Genomic DNA, 24,378 nt, shown 5'->3' on the forward strand with positions numbered 1-24,378 from the left:
CAGAGCGAAGATTCGCGCCAAGATCGCGCTCTGATTACTGACTCAACGCACGCTAGCCCGCGATCGAGGGCATGGCCGCCTCGATCAGGTGCGGCCCCGGCTCGCCGAAAGCCCACTGCAGCGCGTCGGCAAGCTCCTCGGCGGTACCGACCCGGCGGGCGGGCACCCCCATACCCTTGGCGATCCGCACGAAATCCAGTGTGGGACCGGTCAAATCGAGGAGTGCCTCAGCTTTGGGCCCAGGTCCCTCCCCCACTGCCTCGGCGCCGACCCGCTGCAGTTCGATCCGCAGGATGTCGTAGGCGCGGTTGGCGTAGACGACGGTGGTGATGTCGAGCTGCTCGCGCGCTTGAGTCCACAACGCCGAAATCGTGTACATCGCCGAGCCATCGGACTCCAGGCACAACACCGGACGCTCCGGTGCGGCGATCGCGGCCCCGACCGACACCGGCAGGGCGTACCCGATCGCACCGCCGGTGAGGGTCAGCCAGTCATGTGCCGGGGCACCCGAGGTCGCTTGCGGCAGAAGGACTCCCGACGTGTTGGACTCGTCGACGACGATGGCCTGGTCGGGAAGAAGTGCGCCGATCACCTCGGCCGAGGTCACGACGGTGAGCGGGCCGCTGGGCAATGCCGGTCGCGACGACACCGCGGTGGCGGCAATCTCGTCCGGTGCCACCCGATCGGCAAGTACCTGCAGGGCGGCGGCGGCACCGACGGGCCCGGCCAGCGTGTGAACGGCGCATCCCTCGGGCACCAGATCACTGGCCTTGCCTGGGTAGGCGAAGAACGAGACCGGATGCGGCGCCCCTGCCAATACGAGATGTCGTGCCCCGGCGAGCTGCGCGACGGCGGCCTCGGCGAAGTAGGCGAGCCGCTCCACGGCCGGTACACCGGCTCCGCGCGCCTGGCGGGTCGGGAACGTCTCGCACATGACCCGCGCGCCGCACACCTGCGCGAGTCGGACCGCCGCGGACAGGCCGTCCACACCCGTAGCGTCGCCACCGACCATGATCACCGTCGGCTCGCCCAACTTCAGGACGTCCTCGACCTGGGTCAGGTTCACATCGATCGGATTCACCTGTACCGCAGAGTTTTCGAAGGGCGCGGCGCCCTCGTCCCAGGACACGTCGGCGGGCAGGATCAACGTGGAGATGTGTTTGTGACTGCTCGCCGACGCGATGGCCTCGGCAGTATCGGCGGCGACGTCGGCCACGGTGATGCTGCGGCGCAGCCAGCCGGAGACCGTCTGAGCCACCGAATCGATGTCGGACTCCAGCGGCGCGTCGTACTTCTTGTGATAGGTCGCATGATCGCCGACGACGACGACCATCGGCACATGTGCGCGTCGCGCATTGTGCAGGTTGGCGAGCCCGTTGCCCAGCCCGGGACCGAGGTGCAGCAGCACCGCAGCGGGCTTGCCCGCGATGCGTGCGTAGCCGTCGGCGGCGCCGGTGGCGACCCCCTCGAAGAGCGTGAGCACACCGCGCATCTGCGGCACCGTGTCCAGCGCGGCGACGAAGTGCATCTCGGAGGTGCCCGGATTGGCGAAGCACACGTCCACGCCGCCGTCGACCAACGTCGTGATCAGTGCCTGTGCGCCATTCACCCGACCGAGCTTAATCAGGTCGGCTGGCAAGCTGTCGCAGATCGTGTCCGCTGTTGTGCCCAGTCCGTTGTCGGTGGGGTTGGCTACCGTCGGATACATGGGCTATCGCGAGGTTGCGCCGGCGCGACCGCTGCGGCCTCTGGTCGAATGCGTGTGGCGGTCCGACGCTCACAGACCTACTCACGTGCTGCCCGACGGGTGCATGGATCTGATCGAACTGAACGGCTCGATAGTGGTGGCCGGTCCCGACACCGCGTCGTTCGTCAGCAACCCCGATTCGGTCGAGGTGACCGGCATGCGGTTCCACCCTGGTGTCCTGCCCCGTCTGCTCGGCGTGCCCGCGGCCGAGCTGCTCAATGCTCGGGTTCCGTTGGCCGAGCTGCGCCCCGACGTACGCGGCTCGCTCACCGACGTCACTGGACAACTACTCAACGGCGAACCCACGAAGGAAACAGCTCCCTGGTCCCTCCCGCAGCTCGCGGCAGTGACCCACGCTCTGGGACACGGCGCCGCAATGAGTGATGTCGCCAGTGAAATCGGTTGGTCGACAAGACATTTACAGCGACAGTGCGCCAACGTGTACGGCTATGGCCCGGCCACGCTGCGGCGGGTCCTGCGCTTCAGACGGGCGGTCGCGATGCTGCGTGCCGACACCTCCGTCGCAGAAGCTTCCGCTCGAGCAGGATATGCCGACCAGCCGCATCTACACCGAGAGGTGCGGGCGCTCTCCGGTTTGCCCGTCGCGGCGGTCGTCATCCCAGCGCCGCAAACAGATCGACCGTCGTACCGTCCGGGTCCGTGACGCTGGCGTAGCGCTGGCCCCACGGCGCATCGAACGGCTCGAGCGTGCCGGGATGTCCGGCGTGGACGACGCGGGTGAACAACTCGTCGACCTCGGCCGCCGAGCGCAGCCCGAAGGCCAACGCCACCCGGCCCGCGGAGGTCGGCGGCGTCCACCCCGGATGCATCCCCGCAATGATCTCCTCGGTGTCGAATGCCAACCGGTTGCCGCCCGGCAGTTCTATTTCGACATGCGGCCCGTCCGGGTCCGGCACAGCCAGGCCGAGCAGCCGGTAGAAGGACAGCGAACGGGGCAGGTCGCTCGACACGATTTCGATGACGGTCGATGTGATGGCGATGTCCATGACTGCAGGTTATGGCCCCTTCCCCGGCAAGTCGTGAACAAATCGGACAGGTTGCAGCGGCGGGCGAGCTGCCGCGGATCTGGGTGAATAGACGTGCCGGGTATTCGTCCTAGACTGAGCCGATGCTGGCTTTCGACGTTTGCGACGAGGGCTTACATGCACTTGCTGGACAGTGCTCAGTCGACGCAGCGCGCTTAGCCAGCCAGGTTCCCACCGGACGGGTGGGACCGCCAGCGCAGGCAACAGCAGCTGCGGTCGGCAGCGTGTACACGGCGGTCGGGACCGCGGCAGCGGCCATGGCCACCCGCGTACAGGCCACGGGCGACAAGCTGATCTCTGCTGCAACGCAGTACGTGAACACGGAGGACAACTCCGCACAGCGCCTCGCGGCGCTGGGCTACGGACCTGTTCCCGGGTAGATGCCTGCCGTCCTAGGCGCGGGAATTCCTGTCCCAGGCCAGGACAAAAAATGGAGAACGGTGCCCTGGTCGACATTATCGACCAACATGCCAACGGAGACAACAACTTTCACAATAACTGGATGCCTGACAACGGCGGCTTCAACGGCGGTTCAGCATCTGTCGAGTTCGTCCATCTGACCTATCCCGGAGAGTGAGAAGGATGCCGGCTGCGAAACCCACCCGCTCAATCGTGGTGGTCACTCTCGCAATCGCGCTCCTCTGTCTGGGCGGCGCTGCGCTCTGGTATCTGTACGCGACAGAAGACGTGAACCCCTACCCGATGAAGGACTACAACGCCGCAACACAACAGAAAGCCGCCGAAGCCGTTTTGGCAGGACTCAACACCCACAATCCCGACAACGTCGATCTCATGCGCATTGACGGGCAGCCTGAATCAGATGCCAACCTCAAGGCGATCACTGCAAACATCACGCCGATGCTTCCCCCGCACGGCTGTCAGTACGCCCTGAACGGAGTCGAAGACAAAGGTGAACAAGATCCGGCCGACGTGCCTTGGTACCACCCCAGCCAGGCCCGCGGCTTCGATATGAAGCTGCAGCAACTCTGCCCCGGACAACCACCGACGCCACGCACCATCCGCGTCATCGCGATCCCATCGGGAATGGGCGGTTACTGGGCCGAAGCGGCGCTACGAGACGAGACCCAGCGCTAGCTGTCGCGGACCGTGTCCAGTTTCCGGCTCGCGGCCTCGAAGCCCTCGACCAGTTCGGCGATGATGTCGGCGACGGGTCGGATCTCGTTCATCCGCCCCACAATCTGACCGACCGGCATCGCGACGGTATCGGGATTGTCGGACTCGTTCATCCGCTGATGCGCCTCGCTGACGAGGATGTTCTGCAGCGGCATGGGCAGCGGGTCCGGGGCGCCCTCGGCGTCCCACGCGTCCGTCCACTTCGTCTTCAGCAGCCGCGCCGGCTTACCGGTGTAGATTTTGCGGCGCACGGTGTCACTGGAGCTGGCCCGCAGCAGCGCGTCCTGGATCGTCGACGTGCCGCCCGGTTCGCGGTGTCCGAGGTCGTATTCGGCGGAAGTCAGGAAGGCCGAGCCCATCCACACGCCGGAGGCTCCGAGCGCCAGTGCGGCAGCGACCTGCCGGCCGGTGCCGATGCCGCCTGCCGCCAGTACCGGAGCCTTGCCGTCGAGCGCGTCGACGATTTCCGGCCACAGGACCACGGAGCCGATCTCGCCCGTGTGCCCGCCGGCCTCGTGACCCTGGGCCACCACGATGTCGACACCGTTCTCGACGTGCCGCTGAGCATGTTTGGCCGACCCGGCGAGCGCGGCCACCGGCACCCCGTGCTCGTGCGCCTGGTCGATGACGTCTTTGGGCGGTGAACCAAGCGCGTTGGCGATCAGCTTGATCGGGTGCTTGAGCGCAACCTCCACATGCGAGCGGGCCACCGAATGCAGCCAGCCCAGCACACCCTCGTTCTTCGCTTCGTCCTCAGGCAGCGGGGGCACGCCCAGGTCGGCCAGCGTCTTGGCGATGAAGTCCCGATGCTCTTGCGGGATCAGCTTGTTGATGTCGACGGCCGTGCCCTCGGTGGGGATCTTCGCCGGCATCACGATGTCGACGCCGTACGGCTTGCCGTCGGTGTTTTCGTCCATCCACTGCAAGACGGCCTCGAGGTCGTCGGCGTCGTTGAACCGCACACAACCCAGCACGCCCATACCGCCTGCGCGACTGACCGCGGCGGCGACCTTCTCCGACGGGGTGAAGACGAAGATCGGGTACTTGATGCCGAACCGATCGCAGAGCTCTGTACGCATCAGCTGCTGGCACCCGCGTGCTTGGCGTGAACCTCGTCGGCGGGACGCTCCTCGGTCTGGTCCTTGGCCCACTTGTAGTCGGGCTTGCCGGCCGGCGACCGCTTCACCTCGTCCACGATCCAGAGGCTGCGCGGCACCTTGTACCCGGCAATCTCCTTGCGCACGAACGTATCCAGATCAGACAGCGTCGGGCGGGCGCCCTTACGGGGTGCGACCACGGCCGCGACATGGTTGCCGAAGCGGGGATCGGGCACGCCGACGACCAAGGCGTCGAACACATCCGGATGACCCTTGAGCGCGGCCTCGACCTCTTCGGGGTAGATCTTCTCGCCGCCGCTGTTGATCGACACCGAGCCGCGGCCCAACATCGTGACAGTGCCGTCGGCCTCGACCTCGGCGTAGTCGCCCGGGATCGCATAGCGCACACCGTTGTAGGTGCGGAACGTCTCGGCGGTCTTCTTCTCGTCCTTGTAGTAGCCGACCGGGATGTTGCCCTTCTTGGCGATCACGCCACGGACCCCGGAGCCGGGCTTGACCTCGTTGCCGTCCTCATCGAGCACGACGGTGCGGTGGTCGATCGACACTCGCGGGCCACCCATGTGGTGCTCGCCCTTGGCCACGATGCTGGTACCGCCGAAGCCGGTCTCCGAGGAGCCGATCGAGTCGGTGATGACCCGGTTGGGGAGCAGTTCCAGCAGCTTCTCCTTGAGGCTGGTGGAGAACAGCGCCGCGGTGCTGGCCAGCAGGAACAGCGAGGAGAGGTCGTACTCCTTGCCGCTGTCGATCGCCGCCTGCAGCGCATCGAGCAGCGGGCGCGCCATCGCGTCACCGGTGAAGAACAACAGGTTCACCTTGTGCTCGTGAATGGTGCGCCAGACTTCGTCGGCGTCGAATTCCGGTGCCAGGACGGTGGTTTGGCCGGAGAAGATCGACATCCAGGTCGCCGACTGGGTGGCGCCGTGAATCATCGGCGGGATCGCGTAGCGGACCATCGGCGGATTGGTGACCGCAGCCCGGGACAGGTCGTACTCGTCCTTGACGAACTCACCGGTCGCGAAGTCGGTGCCGCCGAACAGAACCCGATAGACGTCCTCATGGCGCCACATCACGCCCTTGGGGAAGCCGGTGGTCCCGCCGGTGTACAGCAGGTAGATGTCGTCCTCGCTGCGCTCGCCGAAATCGCGCACGGGCGAGCTCTCGGCGAGGGCCGAGTAGAACTCGACGCCGCCGTAGCGGCCGAAGTCGTTGTCGCTGCCGTCTTCGATCACCAGGATCGTCTTGACGTCGGGGGTGTCGGGCAGGACGTTGGCGACGCGGTCGGAGTACTGGCGCTCGTGCACCAGCGCCACCATGTCGGAGTTCTCGAACAGGTAGCGCAGTTCGCCCTCGACGTAGCGGAAGTTGACGTTGACCAGGATCGCGCCGGCCTTGATGGTGCCCAGCATCGCGATGACGATCTCGATGCGGTTCCGGCAGTAAAGCCCGACCTTGTCGTCCTTCTTGACGCCGTGGTCGAGGAGGTAATGAGCGAAGCGATTCGCCTTGTCCTCCAACTCGGCGAAAGTGATCCGGTCCTCACCGCAGATGAAGGCAACGCGGTCAGGCACGGCATCGATGGCGTGTTCGGCTAGGTCGGCTATGTTCAGGGCCACGGACCCAAACTAGAACGTGTTACATTTCGACACAAGTCTGTGGCAAAGATGCTGGAAGGCAGGTACCTGTGAGCGAGCCCGAAAAGAAAGCCGACGCCCTCATTGAGCAGCGCGGACACACCCTCATCGTCACGCTGAACCGGCCCGAGGCCCGCAATGCGCTTTCGACTGAGATGCTCTCGATCATGGTCGACGCCTGGAACCGCGTCGACGAGGATCCCGAGATCCGCACCTGCATTCTGACCGGCGCGGGCGGGTACTTCTGCGCAGGCATGGACCTGAAGACCGCGACGAAGGCACCTCCCGGCGACTCGTTCAAGAGCGGCGCCTTCGACCCGACGAAGATCGAGGGCCTGCTCAAGGGCCGCCGGCTCACCAAGCCGCTCATCGCGGCCGTGGAAGGCCCGGCCATCGCGGGCGGCACCGAGATCCTGCAGGGCACCGACATCCGCGTCGCCGGTGAGAGCGCGAAGTTCGGCATCTCTGAGGCCAAGTGGAGCCTCTACCCGATGGGCGGCTCCGCGGTACGACTGCCGCGGCAGATCCCGTACACGATCGCCTGCGACCTGCTGCTGACCGGGCGCCACATCACCGCCGCCGAGGCGCTGTCCTACGGCCTCATCGGGTACGTGGTGCCCGATGGCACGGCGCTGGAGAAGGCCCTCGAGATCGCCGAGGTGATCAACAACAACGGCCCGCTGGCCGTGCAGGCGATCCTCAAGACCATTCGCGAAGCCGAGGGCATGCACGAGCTCGACGCGTTCAAGCCCGACACCGCCAACGGCATCCCGGTGTTCCTGAGCGATGACGCCAAGGAAGGTCCGCTGGCGTTCAAGGAGAAGCGCGCCCCGCAGTTCAAGATGCGCTAGCGCCGTCCGCCGGATCGAGCTCATCGAAGCGGGCGAGCGCGGCGGCCAAGTCGGTCTCGTCGAAATGCTCGCTGCGGCAGACGCAGTCACCGTCCACCATCGCGACGGTGATTCCACGCCACTCGCTGTGGAAGCCGGCTGGCGATGAGCCGCAGGCGGTGTGGGTGAAGACCGCGCCGCCGCGACTGAGCCGATGTACCGCCTCGATCGAGAACTGCACATCCGGCGCCGTCTCCCAGCTGGCGCGGAGAAACGCCGGCAGGTCACCTGCAGCGAACGGCGTCACTCGGCGGTGGTCGATATTCACCACATCCGGCGTCCACGCCGGCAGTTCGTGCCTGTTGATCGTGCGGTTGTTCTCGACCAGCACAGCCCAGGTGTTCTCGTACGGCGCCGCTTCACCGGCGAGGTAACGCGATTCGAGCTCAGCGAATGCAGCGTCGATGTCCTCGAGATCGAAGACTATCCGCGCCACGATGAGGTCGTCGCAGTCGGTCTCCGCAATTGCGAGGAATTCGCTGAAGAACGGTTCCCCTTGGCTGTCCCCGCTTGAGTAACGGAATCGGCCGAGAGCCAACCGGTCGCCGCGAGTGGCTATGCAGGCCGCGAAGGCGTTCGCAGTTCCGGCATCCGCAGTCAACCGCAGTTGCTCAACGACGATGTCGCGGCCACGCGCGCTCCCGGCGTTCACCACGCTCCGCCGATCGTCGAAGCGAGTGTTGCAGGCCAACATCGCGGCAACCGCTCCCCAGTCACGGGCCGCGTAGTGCGCCACTAGCAGGGCGCCCAACCGGCTGGCCGCATTCTCCGGGAGCGGCAGCCGTCGGTCGAGTTCGTCGAACCGAGCGAGTGCGTCGTCGAGGTCGGCCTCGTCGAACAGTTCGCAGCGGTTGATCGCGTCGCCGTCGAATGTCAGCAGCGCGACCTCTCGCCACTCCGCGTCGAAGCCGCCTTCGGAAGTGCCGCGCTCGGTATGCGTAAACACCGCACCAAGATTGCTCAGCCGATGCACGGCCTCGATCCGGGTAGTGACGTCAGGCGCGACGGCCCACATGGCGGTCACGTAGGGATTCATTTGGCCGGGTGCCGAACCCACACCGAGCCGGTGGTCGATGTTCACCCAGTCCGGCGTCGTCTTCGACAGCTCGTGGCGGTTGAAAGCGGCGTAGGTCTGGGTGACGAGCGACCATATCTGAGCGTGTGCGGCGGCTTCACCGGTCATATACCGGGCGTCGAGCTCGGCGAACGCGGCGTCGATGTCATCGGGGTCGAAGATCAGTTGAGTCGCTGTTCGTCCGTCGGTGTCGAGTTCAGCGATGACGAGATTGTCGACGCGAAAGGCACCTGGTGTCCCGCTGTAGCGCGCGGTCGCGCGAGCGAGGACGAGCCGTTGCCCACGGGTCGCGATATCGATCGTCTCGAGAGAGCGGACACCAATCTCGGCGGCGGCGCGCAAGTCTGCCAGCATGGAGTCTCGACCGTGCCGGATCCCGGCATTCACGACTCGCCTTCGGTCCTCGTTGTACAAGTCATCGGCCACGAGCCCGGCCATGGCGTCCCAGTCGCGTGCGGCGAACGCGGTCCGAAAGCGCTTGGTCACTCGGGTTGCCTGATTCTCGAGATGCGTTGGTGCGCCGAGATTCTCGAAACGAGCGAGCGCCGCCTCCAGATCGGCTTCGTCGAACAGCTCGCTGTGAATGATCTGCTCACCGTCGACGGTCGCCACGACGACCTCACGCCACTCCGCGTCAAACCCGTGCCGCGACGTGCCTGTCATCACGTGGGTGACGACGGAGCCGAGGCTGTTCAGCCGATGGACAGCCTCGATATAGAGCCGCAGGTTCGGCACTTCGTCGAACGTGGCCTGCACATAGGCCGCCATGTCGTCGGTGGCGAATGTTACCGACTTCCGGTGATCGGAATTCAGCCAGTCCTGCGATTCTTCAGGCAGTTCGTGCCTGTTCACGGCGGCGTAGGCGCGCACATGACGTGACCACATGTCCGCGTATGGGGCGGCTTCTCCTGCGAGGTAACGGGCGTCGAGTTCGGCTAACGCGGCGTCGATGTCATCGAGGTCGAACAGCACACCGGCGACACCGAGACCTTTCGTATCGATCTCGAAGACGCTCAGCATCTCCAGACCGAAAGCGTCATTCCGCTGATGACCCGAGACCCTGGTCCGCATCAACGCAAGACGGTCGCCGCGGGTCGCGACGACCCATGATTCGGCATTCCTCACACCCATATCGGCGGCGGCCCGCATACTCGCCGTCTGGGCGAGGCGACCGCGCTGAACACCTCCGCTCACCACCCGTCGCCGATCGTCGGCGCAGATGTCGTCGCTAATCAATGCGGCCATCCCGTCCCAGTCGCGGACCATGAAACACGCGTTGTAGCGCTGGAAGATTCGGGCTGCCGCGTTGGCGTGAGGTGTTCGGAGAACCGTGAGTTCCTCGAACCGCGCGAGAGCGGCGTCGAGATCGGCCTCGTCGAACCGCTCGCTGCGGCTGATCAGATCGCCGTCGACGATCGACAAGCAGATTCCCCGCCGTTCGGCACGGAAGGCTTGATCCGCGGTCTCCGTCGCGGCGTAAGCGAACACCGTTCCACGCTCATCGAGTCGATGCACTGCCTCGATGTAGATCGACATGTCCGTTGTCCCAGAGGGGAGTTCGGGGCTGATGACAGCGGCCACGTTTTCTGCGACGACAGACCATGCCGCGGCATGGGCGGCCGCCTCGCCGGCACCGAATCGAGCGTCGAGTTCGGCGAAGGCCGCATCGCGATCGTCGGGGTCGAAGGCCACGCCGAAAGCAAATCGGTTGTCGGCGTCGACTTCGATGACGATCAGCACGTCTGAGCCGAACGCGTCGGGCCTCTTGTCACCTGATACACGCTGGCGAGCGAGTGCGAGGCGGTCTCCCCGAGTTGCAATGACGAACGGATCGATGTTCCTCACCCCAACCTCAGCGATGGCCCGCATGTTGCCGATGACGGCCTCAGGGCCCCGCTGGATGCCACCGTTGACTACTCGACGGCGATCGTCGTGGACGATGTCATCGGCAACGACATCGGCCATGGCGGCCCAGTCGCGAGTTCCGTACGTCTGCAGCCAACGCTCGTACGTTCGGGACGCTGCATTCGCCAACTGTGTTGCCGGACAGCTCAGTTCGTCGAACTTCGCGAGGGCGGCAGCAAGGTCGTCGAGGCGGAAAATCTCACAGCGATCGATCAGGTCGCCCGTCACCGTCGACAGAGCCACCTCTCGCCACTCCGCGTCGAAGCCCTGTTTGGACGTTCCTCGCGCTGCATAGGTCACGACCGCCCCGAGGTCGGTCAGCCGGTGCACCGATTCGATATGAACACGAACATCAGGCGCGAGATCCCGTATACCTTCGGCGTACGAAGATAGACCGCTTTCCTCGATCGTCATCAGGTCTCGGTGATCGATGTTGATCCAGTCCGGCGTCGTCGCGGGAAAAGCGCGCTGATTGAACGCGGCGAAGGCTCCCACAACAACGGACCACGTGTCCGCATGCTCTGCCGCTTCACCCGCGAGATATCGAGCGTCCAATTCGGCGATAGCAGAGTCGAGGTCGTCAATGTCGAACCACATCTGGAGAGCGATGTGCCCCTCGTCGTCAAGGCCATAGATCTGCAGCATCTCGTCATGTGGCGCCCCGGGGCTCACATCGTCGGGACGAAGCGCGAATCGGGTGAGGACCAGGCGCTCACCTCGCACCGCGACAACGACTTGGGAGGCGTGGACGTTGCCTGCCTCGACAAGGCGCCTGTTCTCCTGTCCCCATTCCCCTGACGGGATATCCCTTTGCGTGAAACGGACAATCTTTCGGCGACTCTCAACAAAGACCATCCGCGCAAATAGCTGCTCGAACTCGTCCCAGGCCTCGCGGCCGATCGCATCTAGCGCACGTTCACCAACTCGCACACACGCCGTGTCCGGCTGGACGGGATGCGCCGAACGAGATTCTTGCTCGAACCGTGTGTTCAGCGCATCGAGTTCGATAATGGCCGCGTCGAGGTCTTCGACGTCGAACCACAATTGCAGACAGATTCTGCCGTCGCTGTCGATGCCTGCGAGCTGGAGGAACTCGTCCTGCGGAGCGCCGAGGCTGGCATCGTCGGTTCTCGTCGACAGGTTGACGAGAGCGAGTCGGTCGCCTCGTGCGGCGACGAGTGTCTGCGGATAGCGGGTGATCCCCAGCGCGACATAGTGACCCATTTCCTCTCGCCATTGGTCGCGCGAGCGTTTGAGCGGCGCGACGCCGACGATCATCCGGCGACTTTCGAAGTCGATCTCATCGGCGAGAAGGTGTTCCACCTCGTCCCACGCCTGGCGTTCGACGGCATCCACGAGCCGACGTCCCACCCGGAAGCACTCGTTGTCCGGTGCCGCGGTCGCCACCTCGGTCGCCGTGTGGCCGGCTGGCGCAGGTCGCCCTGCGAGCAGGCGGCGCGCCTTCTCCGACAGTGCCGCAGCCCCTTTGAGTTCGTAGAGTGCCAGCGCACGTTCGGCCGCTGCTCGCGCTCCAACCGTGTCTCCCGCCGCGCCCAGCACCGATGCCAGCGCGAGACACGCATCGCCGTGGTCGACCAGGGCGTCGGTGCGCTCGGCGATGGCGACGGCCTCCCCGGCCACCCGTCGCGCCTCGTCGTGCTCACCGGCCCGCGCCAGCAGCTGCGCCCGAACCGTCCGCCAGGCAATCGCGGCCTTGAACGCGTGACCGGCGAGACGCTCGCTCTCCGTACAGAGTTCGTCGGCTTCGACATCCCGATCGAGCGCGAGGCACGCCCGCGCCAACAGGGCGGCGGTCTCAGCTGTGTCCGCGTCCAGCCCCATGCGACGAAAGCCGTTGTAGGCCTTCCGTAGATGCCGCTCAGCAGCGGTTGCATCGTCGGCGACCAATTCGATGATGCCGGCGAACTGCTCCACTTCCAACACCGCGTGCCGCATACCCAACTCGCTGAGGGTGCGTCGGGCCGAGTCGATCAGCTGTCGGCCTGCCGCTGCGCGGCCGCGCAGCGCGTCCAACACACCTTGGCAGCGGGTCGAAGTCGCCTCCACGACAGGGGATCCCGTGGTGATCCGCAGCAATCGCACGACGTCGAGGCAGCGGCCGCCCGCTCGGGGAACCGGGTTCGGCCCCCATAACGCTGCGAGTGGCGCCCCGGCCAACACGGCATTGACGCGCCGGTGTTCGCGCGCACGGCGCGCTGCGGTCAGTGCCTGATCCAGCGCCGTCTCGCAATCACCGATTCGGCCGAGCCGAGCCAGACACCCGGCACGGACGGTATGCGCTTTGGCCTCCCCTGCCGGGTCCTGCAACGCGGCCAGTGCAAGGGCCGCGGCCCCCACCGCTGACTCCATCGCGTCCAACCGACCAGGATCGGTCAGCATCGCTAGTTGCCCGTCGAAACAGGTGCCCCAGGCCGACAGCCGCGGGGAATTCCCTGCAGTCGAGCGCAATTGGGTGACCGCGCCGCCTGCCGACACCACATCACCGGCCGCCAGCAGCGCTTCGCACCGGGCCACCAGGAGCTCGGCTTGCAGGTCGTCGCGATCGGGACGTTCGTCGTCGAGCTCCTCGAGGGCGTGCAATGCCTTGTCGTAAAGGTCGGCCGCACCTTCGTATCCGAGGCGCGCCATCGCCTGATCCGCGGCTCGTCGGCAATATTCGACGGCCTTGGCCGCATTTCCCGCCCACGCGCATTCGAAGTAGTGATAGGCGAGTTCGTCCAAGCGATCATCGTCGGCATCGCCCAGCTCGGACTCCAAGGCTGCGCCGATCTTCTGATGCAGCCGCATACGCCGCACCGACGGCAACTCGGCGAGTAGCGACTGCCGCACAAGTGCGTGGTTGAACCGGTATCGGCCGCCGGGCTCCTCGATGACGATGCCTGCCTTGCCCGCCTGGTCGAAAGCATCGACGAGGTCCCGCTCGACCACCTTCTCTACGAGATCGACAGCGAATCGACTGCCGACCACCGCGGCAGCGGCGAGAGCTGTATTGGATTCCGTAGGAAGCCGGGAAAGCCTGCGGCTCACAGCTTCTCGAATGCCCTGCGGCAGGCTGTTCGGATCCCAACGGCCACCGCTCTCCTCGACGTGATGCAAGGCTTCGATGAGGAAGAAGGGATTGCCGCCGGTGACCGACGCCAGCGCACGGGCCAGCTCCTCATCGGCGTAGCCGGCTTCGGCGACATAAGCGGTGACATCGTTCTCATCGAGGCCACCGAGCGCGAGACGAGTAGCCGAACCGTCGCGGTGCAGATCGGCGAGCATGGCGGCCAAGGGATGCGACCGATCGAGGTCCGTGCTGCGGTACGTACCGACGATCTGGACGCGGGCCTGCTCACCGAAGCGGAGCAGATGCCGCAGCAGCAGGAGCGTCGGCTTGGCCGCCCAGTGCAGGTCGTCGAGAACCAGGACGAGAGGGGCGCTTGCAGAGGCAACGCCCAGCAGTGCGACGACCGCGTCGAACAGCGCGTAGCGCTCGGCATCGGGAGCAGCGCGAGGCGCCGCGGCCAGATCGGGCAGCACGTCGGTGAGGGCCGGGACGAGTGGAAGTAGCGACTCGACGCCCCGCAATCCGCGTAACCGGTCGGCGCCCAAGCAGGGCACGAGTGTTCGCATTGCTTCCGCGAACGGCTGATACGGCGCCCCCAGATCCTCGTCGCAGCGCCCATACACGACAACGGCACCCTGGCTGTGGGCTTGATACGACCATTCGCCTGCGAGCCGAGTCTTGCCGACACCAGGTTCACCGGCGATCAGCACGGCGTGCGTGCCCGCCGTGAGGGTGGCCTGCCATGCCGCGAGCAGCCCCTCGAGCTCACTGGTACGGCCGACGAACGGACCCGGCCCGGTCAACACGGCCGGAAGAGCGGGCCGGTCCAGCGGCGCGGTCTCGGCGGGAACGCCGGGATCCTCGCCGTGTTGCAGGCGCAGCTCGAAGACGTGTTCCGGGCGGGTCAGGTTTTTCAGCTGACGCATCCCGAGGTCGGCGAGCACGACGTCGTCGGCCAGCGAATCGATGACGAGCTCGGCCGTCGCCCCGGAGCACAGGGTTTGGCCACCGGTTGCCAGCGATCGCAGCCGTGCGGCCCGATTGACCGCACGACCGAAGTAGTCGCCATCGCGAAACTCGACCTCGCCGGTGTGCAGGGCGATCCGGATTCGCATCGGTTCGGCGAGCGGCCAGGGCTCCCGCCGAATTGCTTCTTGTAGCTCTACGGCGGCAGCGGCTGCCGACGACGGACGGTCGAAAACCGAGAACGTCGCGTCGCCTTCACCGCGGGTCTTGATCAGACGCCCACCGCCGAACGTGACTACCTGCTCGACGATCTCGTCGTGGCGGGCCAGTGCCGCACCCATCGCCTCGGCATCGACCTCCCACGCTGCGGTCGAGCCTTCTATGTCGGTCAGCAGAAAGGTCACCGCGCGCATGACGGCCGAGAAGTGTTGACCAGCAGGAAGTTCCAGTGAGATGTCCTGGGCGACGATCTTCGAGTCGAGCCTGCGCAGCTCCGGTCCCGGATCCACCCCCAACTCCTCGGCCAAGAGCCGACGGACCCGTTGATACGCCGCCAAGGCTTCGCCTTGTCTGCCTGCGCGGTAGAGGGCGAGCATCAGCTGAGCCCAGCGACGCTCACGCAACGGCGCGTCGGCGATTGCGGCTTCGAGCTCGCCGATGAGCTCAGCGGCCCGACCGGTGGCCAATAGCGCGTCGGCGCGGTCCTCCACCAGCGCGGCGTGTCCCTCCACCCAACGGGTCCGCTCGGTTCCCCCACGCCTGCCGTCGGGAAGTTCGGGCGCACCACGCCACAGTTTGAGGGCCGCGTCGAAATGGGTCGCCGCCAGCCGTGCATCGCCCGCGGCCATGGCCTCGCGCCCCAGTCCCGCGAGCGTTGTGTAACCGATGGCGTCGATCTCGGCCGTGCTCAGCGTCCAGCCCGCGCCCTGGGTCAGGACGAAGCCATCGCCGAGGACGCGACGCAGAGCCGAGATGTGGGTCTGCAGCGCTTTGGCCGCGGTACGCGGCGGGTCCGTACCCCAGAGCAACTCGACCAGCGCATCCCCGGGCACCACTGCGCCGCCATATAGCCCAAGCATCGTCAGGATGGCGCGGGGTTTCGCGCCCGGAATCGCGACCGGAAGACCGAACTGCCGGACCTGCAGAGGACCCAGAACCCCCAGCTCCACCGAAGAAAGCGTACTCACAGGTGGAATCGTCAGCGGGTGAATTCACCACACGGTCAAGGTCCGGTAAAGAGCCCTGAGACAGCTGCGCTAACGGCTCGCCGTATTCGGCGCTGCAGCGCCTGCCGCGGCGGTGGCCGTAACGACCTTCTGCGCGGCGAATGTGGCCGCCTGAGCGGTCATCCCGTTGTCCGCATATGCCCCATGCGCGCCGTTGTCGCCGCCTGTCGGTGAGCAGATCGGGTCCTCGGCGATGCACTGGTCGATCGTCTTGGGACCGTAGAGTGCACCCACGGTGATCGGAGGCGCGCTGCGGTCGATGCTGTTCAAGAAGCCGTTCGACGGCTTCCCGAACAACGCCACGGCGGCGACATGCCTGGCTACCTCGGCGGGCATCGGCCCGTTGATGCCGTTCGGCGGGACGTAGCCGTCAGGGATCTTGTCCGCGGTGACGTAGCCGGCAACCGCGGCACCCTGCGAATAGCCGCCGAGCACGATCTTGGTGCTGGGACATCTGACTGCCATGTCCTGGACCCGGTTGCTGGCATCGATGACACCGTCGGCAGCGGCCGGAAAATTCAGCGAGGCAGGATAATTCACCGCGTAGACGTCGACGGACTTGCCGCCGAGCAGGGGCTCTGCCTTCAGCTGATCGACGAATGCCTGGCCGATCCCGCCCACCCCGGGCGGTTCGAATGTGCCACGGGCGAACACCACTTCGACGTCGGGGCAATCCGCCGCCGAGGCGGCGGGAATGCCCATCGGCCACATCACCGATGCCGTGACGGTCAGGATCCCGGCGAGAAACAGCTTGCCACTCATATTGCCCCACAGAACTCGTCATGCGATGCACGGGCGATGCCCCGGTGCATTCGCGAAGATGGGTTCTACGTTCCCGTAAGCGGCGAAGCCCAAACTTCTCGACCGCGCGCCCAGCGTGCGGCTACGCCAGAACGGGCTTCGACGGGGTGAACACCACCGGCATCGCCTCCAGCCCGCTGACGAAGTTCGCCGGCCGCAGCGGCAGGGCATTCTCGTCGGCGAGTCGCAGATCCGGGAGCCGCTCGAGAACCTTGCGCACCATGGTGCTCAACTCGAGACGAGCCAATTGATTGCCCAGGCAGAAGTGGGTTCCGAAGCCGAACGCCAAGTGGCTGTTCGGGTTCCGGTCGATACGGAAGTTCTCCGGGTCGCCGAACACCGACTCGTCGAAGTTCGCGCCTTCGAACATCAGCAGCATCTTCTCGCCCTCGCGCAGCTGCGTCCCGTGGAACTCGACGTCACGCATGGCCGTGCGCGCCATATTCTTGACCGGCGATGTCCAGCGCAGCATCTCCTCGATCGCACCCGGCAGCAGGCCTGGGTCGGCAAGCAGGCTCTGCCACTGATCCTGATGGCGCACAAGCTGTTCGGTGCCACCGGACAGTGTGTGCCGAGTGGTCTCGTCCCCGCCGATGAGAATCAGCAGGGTCTCCATGATGATCTCCTGGTCATCCATCCGCTGTCCTTCGACCTCGGAGTTGACCAGAATCGAGAACAGGTCGTCGGTGGGCTCCGCCCGGCGCTTGGCGATGGTCTCGATGGCGTAGGCGGAGTACCCGGCGAACGCGTCCATGACGGCCTGCAAGGTCTCGGCGTCGGCGGCCGAATTCAGGCCGCACACCAGGTCATCGGACCACTTCAACAGCGTCGACCGCTCTTCGGGGGCCACGCCGAGCATGTCGCCGATGACAGCCATCGGCAGCGGCGCGGCGATATCGCGAACGAAGTCGCACTCCCCTTTCTCGCAGACCGCGTCGATCAGCGTGTCGCACAGCTCGTCGATCCCGGCGACCTTGTCCATCACCCGCTTGCGGGTGAATCCGGCGTTGACGAGCTTGCGGCGCAACAGATGTCCGGGATCGTCCATGTCGATCATGTACGGCATGCCCGGGTTGTCCGGCCGGATACCCCCGGTGTTGGAGAACGTCTCCGGGTCGCGCTCGGCGTCGATCACGGCCTGATAGCTCGCCGCCGCGGCCAACCCGTTGCGATCGCGGAACACCGGCTCGTTGGCCCGCATCCAGCGATAGGCCTCGCGCGCATTACCGTCGGCGTAGAAACTTCCTTCGGTCAGATCAACATTCGGCTTGGCTGGAGCCAGAGTGCCTGTCATCTAATTCCCTCCATACTTCTGTCCACGCAAGGTCTCCAAGCGGATTACAGTGTCCGCATGTCTGATTCGCAGCACACCATTGCCGGCACAGTGCTCACCATGCCCGTGCGAATTCGCAAGGCCGATGTGCACACGGCGATGTTCTCGGTTCCGGCCGACGCCGCGCAGCGACTCATCGACTACAGCGGTTTGAAGGTCTGCCAGTTCCGGCCGGGTCGCGCGGTGGTGAACCTGATGCTTGCCCGCTACATCGACGGTGACCTCGGCAAGTACCACGAATTCGGCACGTGCGTGATGGTCAATCCCCCAGGCTCGAACGCCAGCGGTCTCAAGGCCCTCGGCGACGCCGCGGCCTTCATCCATCACCTGCCGGTCGACCAGGAGTTCACGCTCGAGGCCGGCCGCACGATTTGGGGCTTCCCCAAGATCATGGCGGACTTCAATGTTCGCGACGCCAGCCCGTTCACCTTCGACGTGAGCGAGAACGGCTCGCTGATCGCCGGCATCGAATTCCACCGGGGCCTGCCGATTCCGTCGCTGCGTCCGCGCAGCCAGGTCCTCAAGACCTACACGTTCTCCGACGGCACCACCCGGGAAGTGCCCTGGGAGATGAAGAACTCCGGGGTTCGATTCCGGCCGGGCGGCGCGACCTTGAAGCTGGGCGATCACCCGTACGCCAAAGAGCTGGCCTCGCTGGGGCTGCCCAAGCGCGCGATGGTGTCGGGATCGGTCGCCCACGTCGAAATGACGTTCGGCGACGCCCACATCCTGCGCTGAGCGCGCGTGAGTCATCCGGTCAATCTAGAGCCCGGACTAGACAACTCGCAAGAAGTGTCTACAACAGGCTTGCGGCTTCGGTGATCTGTTCGGGGCTGCGGGCGCCGATGACCATCATGGTGACGCCGGCGGCTTCCCAGGCGACGATCTGTTTGCGCACGTAGTCGATGTCGCCGACGATCGCGGAGTCATCGACCAGTTCGTCGGGAACAGCCTTGGCCGCATCGTCTTTCCGATCACTGCGGAACAGTCGGGTGACTTCGTCGACGACGTCGGCGTAGCCCATGCGGCGGTAGACGTCGGCGTGGAAGTTGGTGTCCTCAGCGCCCATTCCGCCCATGTAGAGCGCCAGGTGCGGCTTGATGAGGTCCAGGATCGAGGACCGGTCGTCGGTGATGACGACCTGGGCGGTGGCGCAGATTTCGAAGTCCTCGCGCGAGCGCCGTGCCCCGGGGCGGGCGAAGCCTTCGTCGAGCCACTCGTTGTACATCGGGGCCAGCCGCGGTGAGTAGAAGATCGGCAGCCAGCCGTCACAGATCTCGGCGGCCAAAGCGACGTTCTTGGGGCCTTCAGCGCCGAGCATGATCGGGATGTCGGCGCGCAGCGGGTGCACGATCGGCTTGAGCGGCTTACCCAGTCCGGTGGTTCCCTCGCCGGCCAGGGGCAGCGGGTAGTGCGGGCCCGCGCTGGTGACCGGGGCCTCCCGCGCCCAGACCTGCCGGATGATGTCGATGTACTCCCGGGTGCGCGCCAACGGCTTGGGGAACTTCTGCCCGTACCAGCCCTCGACGACCTGCGGGCCCGAGACACCCAGTCCGAGGATGTGGCGCCCACCGGAGAGGTGGTCCAGGGTCAGCGAGGCCATCGCACACGCCGTGGGGGTGCGCGCCGAGAGTTGCACCACCGAGGTGCCCAGCCGCATCCGGGTGGTTTCACGCCCCCACCAGGCCAACGGGGTGAACGCATCCGAACCCCACGCCTCGGCGGTGAACACCGTGTCGAAGCCGGCTTCTTCGGCCACCGCCACCAACTCCGCATGGTTGGTCGGGGGTTGAGCGCTCCAGTATCCGAGTTGCAGACCCAGCTTCATCGGTACCAACTTTCTGTCCGGGACACGGTCCTTGCGACGATTCTTAGAACCTGTTCTACTCGATGCTGTGACCACCAGCCAAAGCAGCCCGGTGCAGATCGACGCGCATCAGAAGCCCCTTTCGGCACCGCTGAAGCTGTCATTCGACTACACCCGTTCAGTCGGACCACTCCTCGGCCAGTTCTTCACCGCCCTGCGCGGGCGACGCATTCTCGGCGTCCGCGGCTCGGACGGCCGGGTTCTCGTACCGCCCGCTGAGTATGACCCCGTGACTTACGCGCCTCTGACAGAGGTGGTACCGGTCGCCAGTGTCGGGACGGTGCTGTCGTGGACGTGGCAGTCTGAGCCGCTCGAGGGGCAGCCGCTGGACAAGCCGTTCGCGTGGGCGCTGATCCAGCTCGACGGCGCGGACACCGGCCTGCTACATGCGGTCGCCGCGGAGTCCTCTGACGCGATCAGCACCGGCGCGCGTGTTCACGCGCACTGGGTCGACGAACCGGTCGGCGCGATCACCGATATCGCGTACTTCGAGCTCGGCGATGAGGCTGAACCCGTGTCCGACGAGCCCGATGATCGTGAGCCCGTCACCATCCTGGTGTCACCGAGCAGCATCGAAATCCAGCACACCGCTTCACTTCCCGAGAGCGCGTTCCTGCGCGGGCTGGAAGACGGCAAGCTGCTGGGAGCCCGCACCGGCACCGGCGGCAAGGTGTACTTCCCGCCGAAGGAAGCCGATCCGGCCACCGGTCTCGAGCTGGACAACTTCCTCGAGCTGCCTGACAAGGGCACCGTGACGACGTTCGCCATCATCAACATCCCGTTCGCGGGCCAGCGCATCAAGCCGCCGTATGTCGCGGCGTACGTGTTGCTCGACGGCGCCGACATCCCCTTCCTGCATCTGATTCAGGAAATCGACATCGCCGATGTGCGGATGGGCATGCGAGTGCAGGCGGTCTGGAAGCCCCAGGAGGAATGGGGGCTCGGCATCGACAACATCGAGTACTTCAAACCGACCGGCGAACCCGACGCCGACTACGACACCTACAAGCACCACCTCTAAAGGGACTCGCCACATGACATTTCGCGATGTAGCGGTCGTCGGCTTCGAGCATGCCCCGCATGTCCGACGTACCAACGGCACCACCAACGGCGTCGAGATGCTGATGCCGTGCTTCCACAAGCTCTATGACGAGCTAGGCCTCAAGCAGACCGATATCGGCTTCTGGTGCTCAGGCTCGTCGGATTACCTTGCCGGCCGCGCCTTTTCGTTCATCTCAGCCATCGACTCGATCGGTGCCGTTCCGCCGATCAACGAGTCGCACGTCGAGATGGACGCGGCGTGGGCCCTCTACGAGGCCTACATCAAGATCCTCACCGGCCAGGTCGACACCGCATTGGTGTACGGCTTCGGCAAGCCGTCCGCGGGCACGCTGCGCCGGGTGCTCGCGCTGCAGACCGACCCGTACACGGTCGCGCCGCTGTGGCCCGACTCGGTATCGATGGCCGGTCTGCAGGCTCGGATGGGCCTCGACGCGGGCAAGTGGACCGCCGAGCAGATGGCCCAGGTGGCGCTGGATTCGTTCGCCGCCGGTGGCCGCACCGACAAGGAAGAGGTCACTGGCAGCGTTGACGACTTGCTGTCCCGGCCGTTCTTCGCAGATCCGTTGCGGCGCCACGACATTGCGCCGATCACCGATGGTGCGTCGGCGATCGTGCTGGCAGCCGGTGACAAGGCCCGCGAGCTGCGGGAGAACCCGGCTTGGATCACCGGTTTCGAGCATCGCATCGAGACGCCGGTGTTGGGCGCCCGCGACCTGACCACGTCGCCGTCCACCGCGGCGTCGGCCAAGGCGGCCACCGGCGGCGATACGAACTCGATCGAGGTCGCCGAGCTCTATGCACCGTTCAGCCATCAGCAGCTGATCCTTGCCGAGGCGATCGGCCTGCCGGCGTCGACGAAGATCAACCCCTCGGGTGGCGCGCTGGCGGCCAACCCGATGTTCTCGGCCGGCCTGGAGCGAATCGGGTTCGCCGCCCAGCACATCTTCAACGGTTCGGCGGGCCGCGTGCTGGCGCACGCCACGAGCGGCCCAGCGCTGCAACAGAATCTCGTCGCGGTCCTGGAGGGCAAGAACTGATGGCCAAGAAGCTCGCTGCCGTTCTCGGTACCGGACAGACGAAGTACGTCGCCAAGCGCAAAGACGTCTCGATGAACGGCCTCGTCCGCGAGGCCATCGACCGAGCGCTGGAGGATTCGGGTTCGACGTTTGACGACATCGACGCCGTTGTCGTCGGCAAGGCGCCCGACTTCTTCGAGGGCGTGATGATGCCCGAGCTGTTCATGGCCGACGCCGTCGGCGCGACCGGCAAGCCACTGATCCGCGTCCATACCGCGGGCTCGGTCGGCGGGTCGACCGCGATCGTGGCCGCCAGCCTGGTGCAGTCGGGTAAATACAAGCGCGTCCTGACGATGGCCTGGGAGAAGCAGTCCGAATCGAACGCCATGTGGGCGTTGAGCATTCCGGTGCCGTTCACCAAGCCGGTCGGCGCCGGTGCCGGTGGTTACTTCGCACCGCACGTGCGCGCGTACATCCGCCGCTCCGGCGCACCTACCCACATCGGTGCGATCGTGGCCGTCAAGGACCGTCTCAACGGCGCCAAGAACCCGCTGGCGCATCTGCACCAGCCCGACATCACCGTCGAGAAGGTGATGGAGTCCCCGATGCTGTGGGATCCGATCCGCTACGACGAGACCTGCCCGTCATCCGACGGTGCGGCGGCCATGGTGATCGGCGACGAGGAAGCCGCCGATGCCCGTGTCGCCGAAGGACATCCGGTCGCCTGGGTCCATGCGACCGCGCTGCGCACCGAACCGCTGGCCTACGCCGGACGCGACCAGGTCAACCCGCAGGCCAGCCGCGACGCGGCCGCCGCCCTGTGGAAGGACGCCGGGATCACCAGCCCGATCGACGAGATCGACGTGGCCGAGGTGTACGTGCCGTTCTCCTGGTACGAGCCGATGTGGCTGGAGAGCCTGGGCTTTGCTCCCGAAGGCGGCGGGTGGAAGCTCACCGAGGCCGGCGAGACGGCCATCGGCGGAAAGATCCCGTTCAACCCCTCCGGCGGCGTGCTGAGTTCCAATCCGATTGGCGCGTCCGGCATGATCCGGTTCGCCGAGTCGGCAATCCAGGTGATGGGCAAGGGCGGCGACCACCAGGTCGAAGGTGCGCGCAAGGCGCTTGGTCATGCGTACGGCGGTGGCGCACAGTACTACTCGATGTGGGTGGTCAGCTCGGATAAGCCAGCCGCCAAATGACCCGCATGCAGTACACGGTAAGCATCGCGTTCAGCCCGCTGGACCAGCTCATCGAAATCGCCAAGGCGGCGGAGGAACTCGGCTTCGACAACATCGCGCTGCCGGACTCGATCTTCTATTTCGAGGAGCAGTCCGTCGACTATCCGTACACCGCGCACGGTAAGCGGATGTTCGACGAGAACTCGCCATGGGTCGATCCCCTGATCCTCGCGGGCGCACTCGGCGCGGTGACCTCGAAGCTGCGCTTCTACACCAACGTGATGAAACTCGGCTCGCGTAATCCGCTACTACTGGCCCGACAGGTCGGGTCGGTGGCGAACTTGACCAACAACCGGTTCGGCTTCGGCGTCGGGATCGGTTGGGCACCCGAAGAATTCGAATGGTGCGGGGTGCCCTACGCAAAGCGCGGCAAGCGCGTCGACGAGATGATCGACGTCATCAAGCTCGTGCTCGGCGGCGGCATGGTCGAACACCACGGCGAGTTCTACGATTTCGACCGGCTGCAGATGAGTCCGGCGCCCTCGAAGCCCATCCCGTTCTACGTCGGCGGACACACCGACGTGGCACTCAAGCGTGCGGTGCGGGTCGCCGACGGCTGGACCAGCGCGATGATGACCTGTGACCAGTTGGCCGAGACGATCAACCAGCTCAAGAAGCTGCTGGCCGACGCCGGGCGCGCCGACGACCCGTTCGAGTACCAGGCCGTGTGCATCGACAAGTTCGGTGTCGACGGTCACCGCGACCTGGTCGCGGCGGGTGTCACCGACTACATCGGAATCCCTTGGGTGTTCGAGGGTCTCGCCTTCGATGCACCGGTGGACAAGAAGATCGATTCGATGAAGCGATTCGCCGACACCTACATCCACTCGGGCTGGCAGGACTGATGGCCGGGGCGACGCCGGCGCACGAAGCGGGACGGCGCTCCCGCGAGGCCGCGATGGCTCGCGACAAGGACGCCTGGCTGGCAGTGTTCGCCGACGACGCGATCGTCGAAGATCCCATCGGCCCTTCGCATTTCGATCCCGAGGGCACGGGCCACCGCGGCAAGGAAGCGATCGCGAAGTTCTACGACATGGCGATCGCGCCGAGCAAGCTGGTGTTCAATTTCGAGAAGACCTACCAGTGCGGCGACGAGGAAGCCAACGTCGGGCACATCGTGATCGAGTCCAGCGGGTACCGCGTGGTCGCTGAGGGCGTCTTCACCTACCGGGTCAATGCCGACGGCAAGATCGTTGCGCTGCGCGCCTATTGGGAGCTCGATAAGGCGGCGGCGAGCGCGACCAAGATCTAGG

19 protein-coding genes are annotated in these 24,378 nt (G+C 65.7%); 11 read left to right on the forward strand and 8 right to left on the reverse strand.

The features are described 5' to 3' along the window. Window positions 1-52 precede the first annotated feature (52 nt). On the reverse strand, window positions 53-1,609 hold the full coding sequence (locus EV580_RS12230; protein WP_133691444.1) for an acetolactate synthase large subunit: 1,557 nt from the start codon (window positions 1,607-1,609) through the stop codon (window positions 53-55). A 43-nt stretch (window positions 1,610-1,652) separates the two neighbouring features. On the opposite strand from EV580_RS12230, the gene EV580_RS12235 reads away from it, so the two are divergent. Further along, window positions 1,653-2,411: a helix-turn-helix transcriptional regulator gene (locus tag EV580_RS12235; RefSeq protein WP_286171549.1), complete on the forward strand. Its 759-nt coding sequence runs from the start codon at window positions 1,653-1,655 to the stop codon at window positions 2,409-2,411. On the opposite strand, the gene EV580_RS12240 is transcribed toward EV580_RS12235, so the two are convergent. After that, a complete protein-coding gene (locus EV580_RS12240; protein ID WP_133691445.1) occupies window positions 2,362-2,754 on the reverse strand; it encodes a VOC family protein in 393 nt (130 codons plus the stop codon). The two genes, EV580_RS12235 and EV580_RS12240, sit on opposite strands and share 50 nt — an antisense overlap. A 263-nt stretch (window positions 2,755-3,017) precedes the next feature. Here EV580_RS12240 and EV580_RS34625 point away from each other — a divergent pair, with 263 nt between their 5' ends. From EV580_RS34625 to EV580_RS12250, 3 genes are read left to right on the forward strand one after another with little or no spacing between them, the layout of a single operon-like run. Next, window positions 3,018-3,173 (forward strand): hypothetical protein, encoded by a 156-nt coding sequence (locus tag EV580_RS34625; protein ID WP_502703925.1) that lies wholly within the window; start codon window positions 3,018-3,020, stop codon window positions 3,171-3,173. Between the two features lie 50 nt (window positions 3,174-3,223). Continuing rightward, the gene (locus EV580_RS33710) at window positions 3,224-3,370 is read left to right on the forward strand and encodes a hypothetical protein (protein WP_166654681.1); all 147 of its coding nucleotides are present in this window, start codon (window positions 3,224-3,226) and stop codon (window positions 3,368-3,370) included. A 5-nt stretch (window positions 3,371-3,375) separates the two neighbouring features. Next, window positions 3,376-3,888: a hypothetical protein gene (locus EV580_RS12250; RefSeq protein ID WP_133691447.1), complete on the forward strand. Its 513-nt coding sequence runs from the start codon at window positions 3,376-3,378 to the stop codon at window positions 3,886-3,888. Here EV580_RS12250 and EV580_RS12255 read toward each other — a convergent pair. Both EV580_RS12255 and EV580_RS12260 read right to left on the reverse strand, forming a co-directional pair. Next, window positions 3,885-5,006 (reverse strand): NAD(P)H-dependent flavin oxidoreductase, encoded by a 1,122-nt coding sequence (locus EV580_RS12255; protein ID WP_133691448.1) that lies wholly within the window; start codon window positions 5,004-5,006, stop codon window positions 3,885-3,887. The two genes, EV580_RS12250 and EV580_RS12255, sit on opposite strands and share 4 nt — an antisense overlap. After that, complete coding sequence (locus EV580_RS12260) at window positions 5,006-6,658, reverse strand: acyl-CoA synthetase (protein ID WP_133691449.1); 1,653 nt, start codon at window positions 6,656-6,658, stop codon at window positions 5,006-5,008. Before EV580_RS12260 ends, EV580_RS12255 begins: the two co-directional genes overlap by 1 nt. Window positions 6,659-6,726: 68 nt before the next feature. Between EV580_RS12260 and EV580_RS12265 the strand changes: the two genes are divergently transcribed. Further along, on the forward strand, window positions 6,727-7,527 hold the full coding sequence (locus EV580_RS12265; RefSeq protein ID WP_133691450.1) for a crotonase/enoyl-CoA hydratase family protein: 801 nt from the start codon (window positions 6,727-6,729) through the stop codon (window positions 7,525-7,527). Here the strand turns inward: EV580_RS12265 and EV580_RS12270 are convergent. The 3 genes from EV580_RS12270 to EV580_RS12280 all read right to left on the reverse strand — a co-directional run bounded on the left by EV580_RS12270 (window position 7,514) and on the right by EV580_RS12280 (window position 17,903). Further along, a complete protein-coding gene (locus EV580_RS12270) occupies window positions 7,514-15,751 on the reverse strand; it encodes a BTAD domain-containing putative transcriptional regulator (RefSeq protein WP_133692209.1) in 8,238 nt (2,745 codons plus the stop codon). The two genes, EV580_RS12265 and EV580_RS12270, sit on opposite strands and share 14 nt — an antisense overlap. Before the next feature lie 87 nt (window positions 15,752-15,838). Continuing rightward, window positions 15,839-16,570, reverse strand: a complete 732-nt coding sequence (locus tag EV580_RS12275; protein WP_133691451.1) for a cutinase family protein — start codon at window positions 16,568-16,570, stop codon at window positions 15,839-15,841. A 121-nt stretch (window positions 16,571-16,691) separates the two neighbouring features. Continuing rightward, the gene (locus EV580_RS12280; protein ID WP_133691452.1) at window positions 16,692-17,903 is read right to left on the reverse strand and encodes a cytochrome P450; all 1,212 of its coding nucleotides are present in this window, start codon (window positions 17,901-17,903) and stop codon (window positions 16,692-16,694) included. A 57-nt stretch (window positions 17,904-17,960) separates the two neighbouring features. Between EV580_RS12280 and EV580_RS12285 the strand changes: the two genes are divergently transcribed. Further along, entirely contained in the window at window positions 17,961-18,680 is a 720-nt protein-coding gene (locus tag EV580_RS12285; protein WP_183503489.1) for an acetoacetate decarboxylase family protein, read from the forward strand. A gap of 58 nt (window positions 18,681-18,738) precedes the next feature. Here EV580_RS12285 and EV580_RS12290 read toward each other — a convergent pair whose 3' ends face one another. Next, the gene (locus EV580_RS12290) at window positions 18,739-19,770 is read right to left on the reverse strand and encodes an LLM class F420-dependent oxidoreductase (RefSeq protein ID WP_133691453.1); all 1,032 of its coding nucleotides are present in this window, start codon (window positions 19,768-19,770) and stop codon (window positions 18,739-18,741) included. 67 nt (window positions 19,771-19,837) lie between these two features. On the opposite strand from EV580_RS12290, the gene EV580_RS12295 reads away from it, so the two are divergent. Genes EV580_RS12295 through EV580_RS12315 form a run of 5 tightly spaced genes read left to right on the forward strand, consistent with a single transcriptional unit; the run spans window position 19,838 to window position 24,377 of the window. Then, window positions 19,838-20,830, forward strand: coding sequence for a Zn-ribbon domain-containing OB-fold protein (locus EV580_RS12295; RefSeq protein WP_286171550.1), 993 nt, complete (start codon window positions 19,838-19,840; stop codon window positions 20,828-20,830). A gap of 13 nt (window positions 20,831-20,843) precedes the next feature. Beyond that, complete coding sequence (locus EV580_RS12300; protein WP_133691454.1) at window positions 20,844-21,908, forward strand: thiolase family protein; 1,065 nt, start codon at window positions 20,844-20,846, stop codon at window positions 21,906-21,908. Continuing rightward, complete coding sequence (locus tag EV580_RS12305; protein ID WP_133691455.1) at window positions 21,908-23,086, forward strand: thiolase family protein; 1,179 nt, start codon at window positions 21,908-21,910, stop codon at window positions 23,084-23,086. The genes EV580_RS12300 and EV580_RS12305 overlap by 1 nt, the downstream gene beginning before the upstream one ends. Continuing rightward, window positions 23,083-23,970 (forward strand): TIGR03619 family F420-dependent LLM class oxidoreductase, encoded by an 888-nt coding sequence (locus EV580_RS12310; protein ID WP_208114607.1) that lies wholly within the window; start codon window positions 23,083-23,085, stop codon window positions 23,968-23,970. The genes EV580_RS12305 and EV580_RS12310 overlap by 4 nt, the downstream gene beginning before the upstream one ends. After that, a complete protein-coding gene (locus EV580_RS12315) occupies window positions 23,970-24,377 on the forward strand; it encodes a nuclear transport factor 2 family protein (protein WP_133691457.1) in 408 nt (135 codons plus the stop codon). Before EV580_RS12310 ends, EV580_RS12315 begins: the two co-directional genes overlap by 1 nt. Window position 24,378 lies beyond the last annotated feature (1 nt).

This window comes from Mycobacterium sp. BK086 (assembly GCA_004362315.1).
Taxonomy (GTDB): domain Bacteria; phylum Actinomycetota; class Actinomycetes; order Mycobacteriales; family Mycobacteriaceae; genus Mycobacterium.

What these genes read in the sequence shown, in the direction of transcription:
- EV580_RS12240 (WP_133691445.1), bottom strand. Translation starts at nt 2,754, where the DNA reads ATGGACATCGCCATCACATCGACCGTCATCGAAATCGTGTCGAGCGAC.
- EV580_RS33710 (WP_166654681.1), top strand. Translation starts at nt 3,224, where the DNA reads ATGGAGAACGGTGCCCTGGTCGACATTATCGACCAACATGCCAACGGA.
- EV580_RS12250 (WP_133691447.1), top strand. Translation starts at nt 3,376, where the DNA reads ATGCCGGCTGCGAAACCCACCCGCTCAATCGTGGTGGTCACTCTCGCA.
- EV580_RS12255 (WP_133691448.1), bottom strand. Translation starts at nt 5,006, where the DNA reads ATGCGTACAGAGCTCTGCGATCGGTTCGGCATCAAGTACCCGATCTTC.
- EV580_RS12275 (WP_133691451.1), bottom strand. Translation starts at nt 16,570, where the DNA reads ATGAGTGGCAAGCTGTTTCTCGCCGGGATCCTGACCGTCACGGCATCG.
- EV580_RS12280 (WP_133691452.1), bottom strand. Translation starts at nt 17,903, where the DNA reads ATGACAGGCACTCTGGCTCCAGCCAAGCCGAATGTTGATCTGACCGAA.
- EV580_RS12285 (WP_183503489.1), top strand. Translation starts at nt 17,961, where the DNA reads ATGTCTGATTCGCAGCACACCATTGCCGGCACAGTGCTCACCATGCCC.
- EV580_RS12290 (WP_133691453.1), bottom strand. Translation starts at nt 19,770, where the DNA reads ATGAAGCTGGGTCTGCAACTCGGATACTGGAGCGCTCAACCCCCGACC.
- EV580_RS12300 (WP_133691454.1), top strand. Translation starts at nt 20,844, where the DNA reads ATGACATTTCGCGATGTAGCGGTCGTCGGCTTCGAGCATGCCCCGCAT.
- EV580_RS12305 (WP_133691455.1), top strand. Translation starts at nt 21,908, where the DNA reads ATGGCCAAGAAGCTCGCTGCCGTTCTCGGTACCGGACAGACGAAGTAC.
- EV580_RS12310 (WP_208114607.1), top strand. Translation starts at nt 23,083, where the DNA reads ATGACCCGCATGCAGTACACGGTAAGCATCGCGTTCAGCCCGCTGGAC.
- EV580_RS12315 (WP_133691457.1), top strand. Translation starts at nt 23,970, where the DNA reads ATGGCCGGGGCGACGCCGGCGCACGAAGCGGGACGGCGCTCCCGCGAG.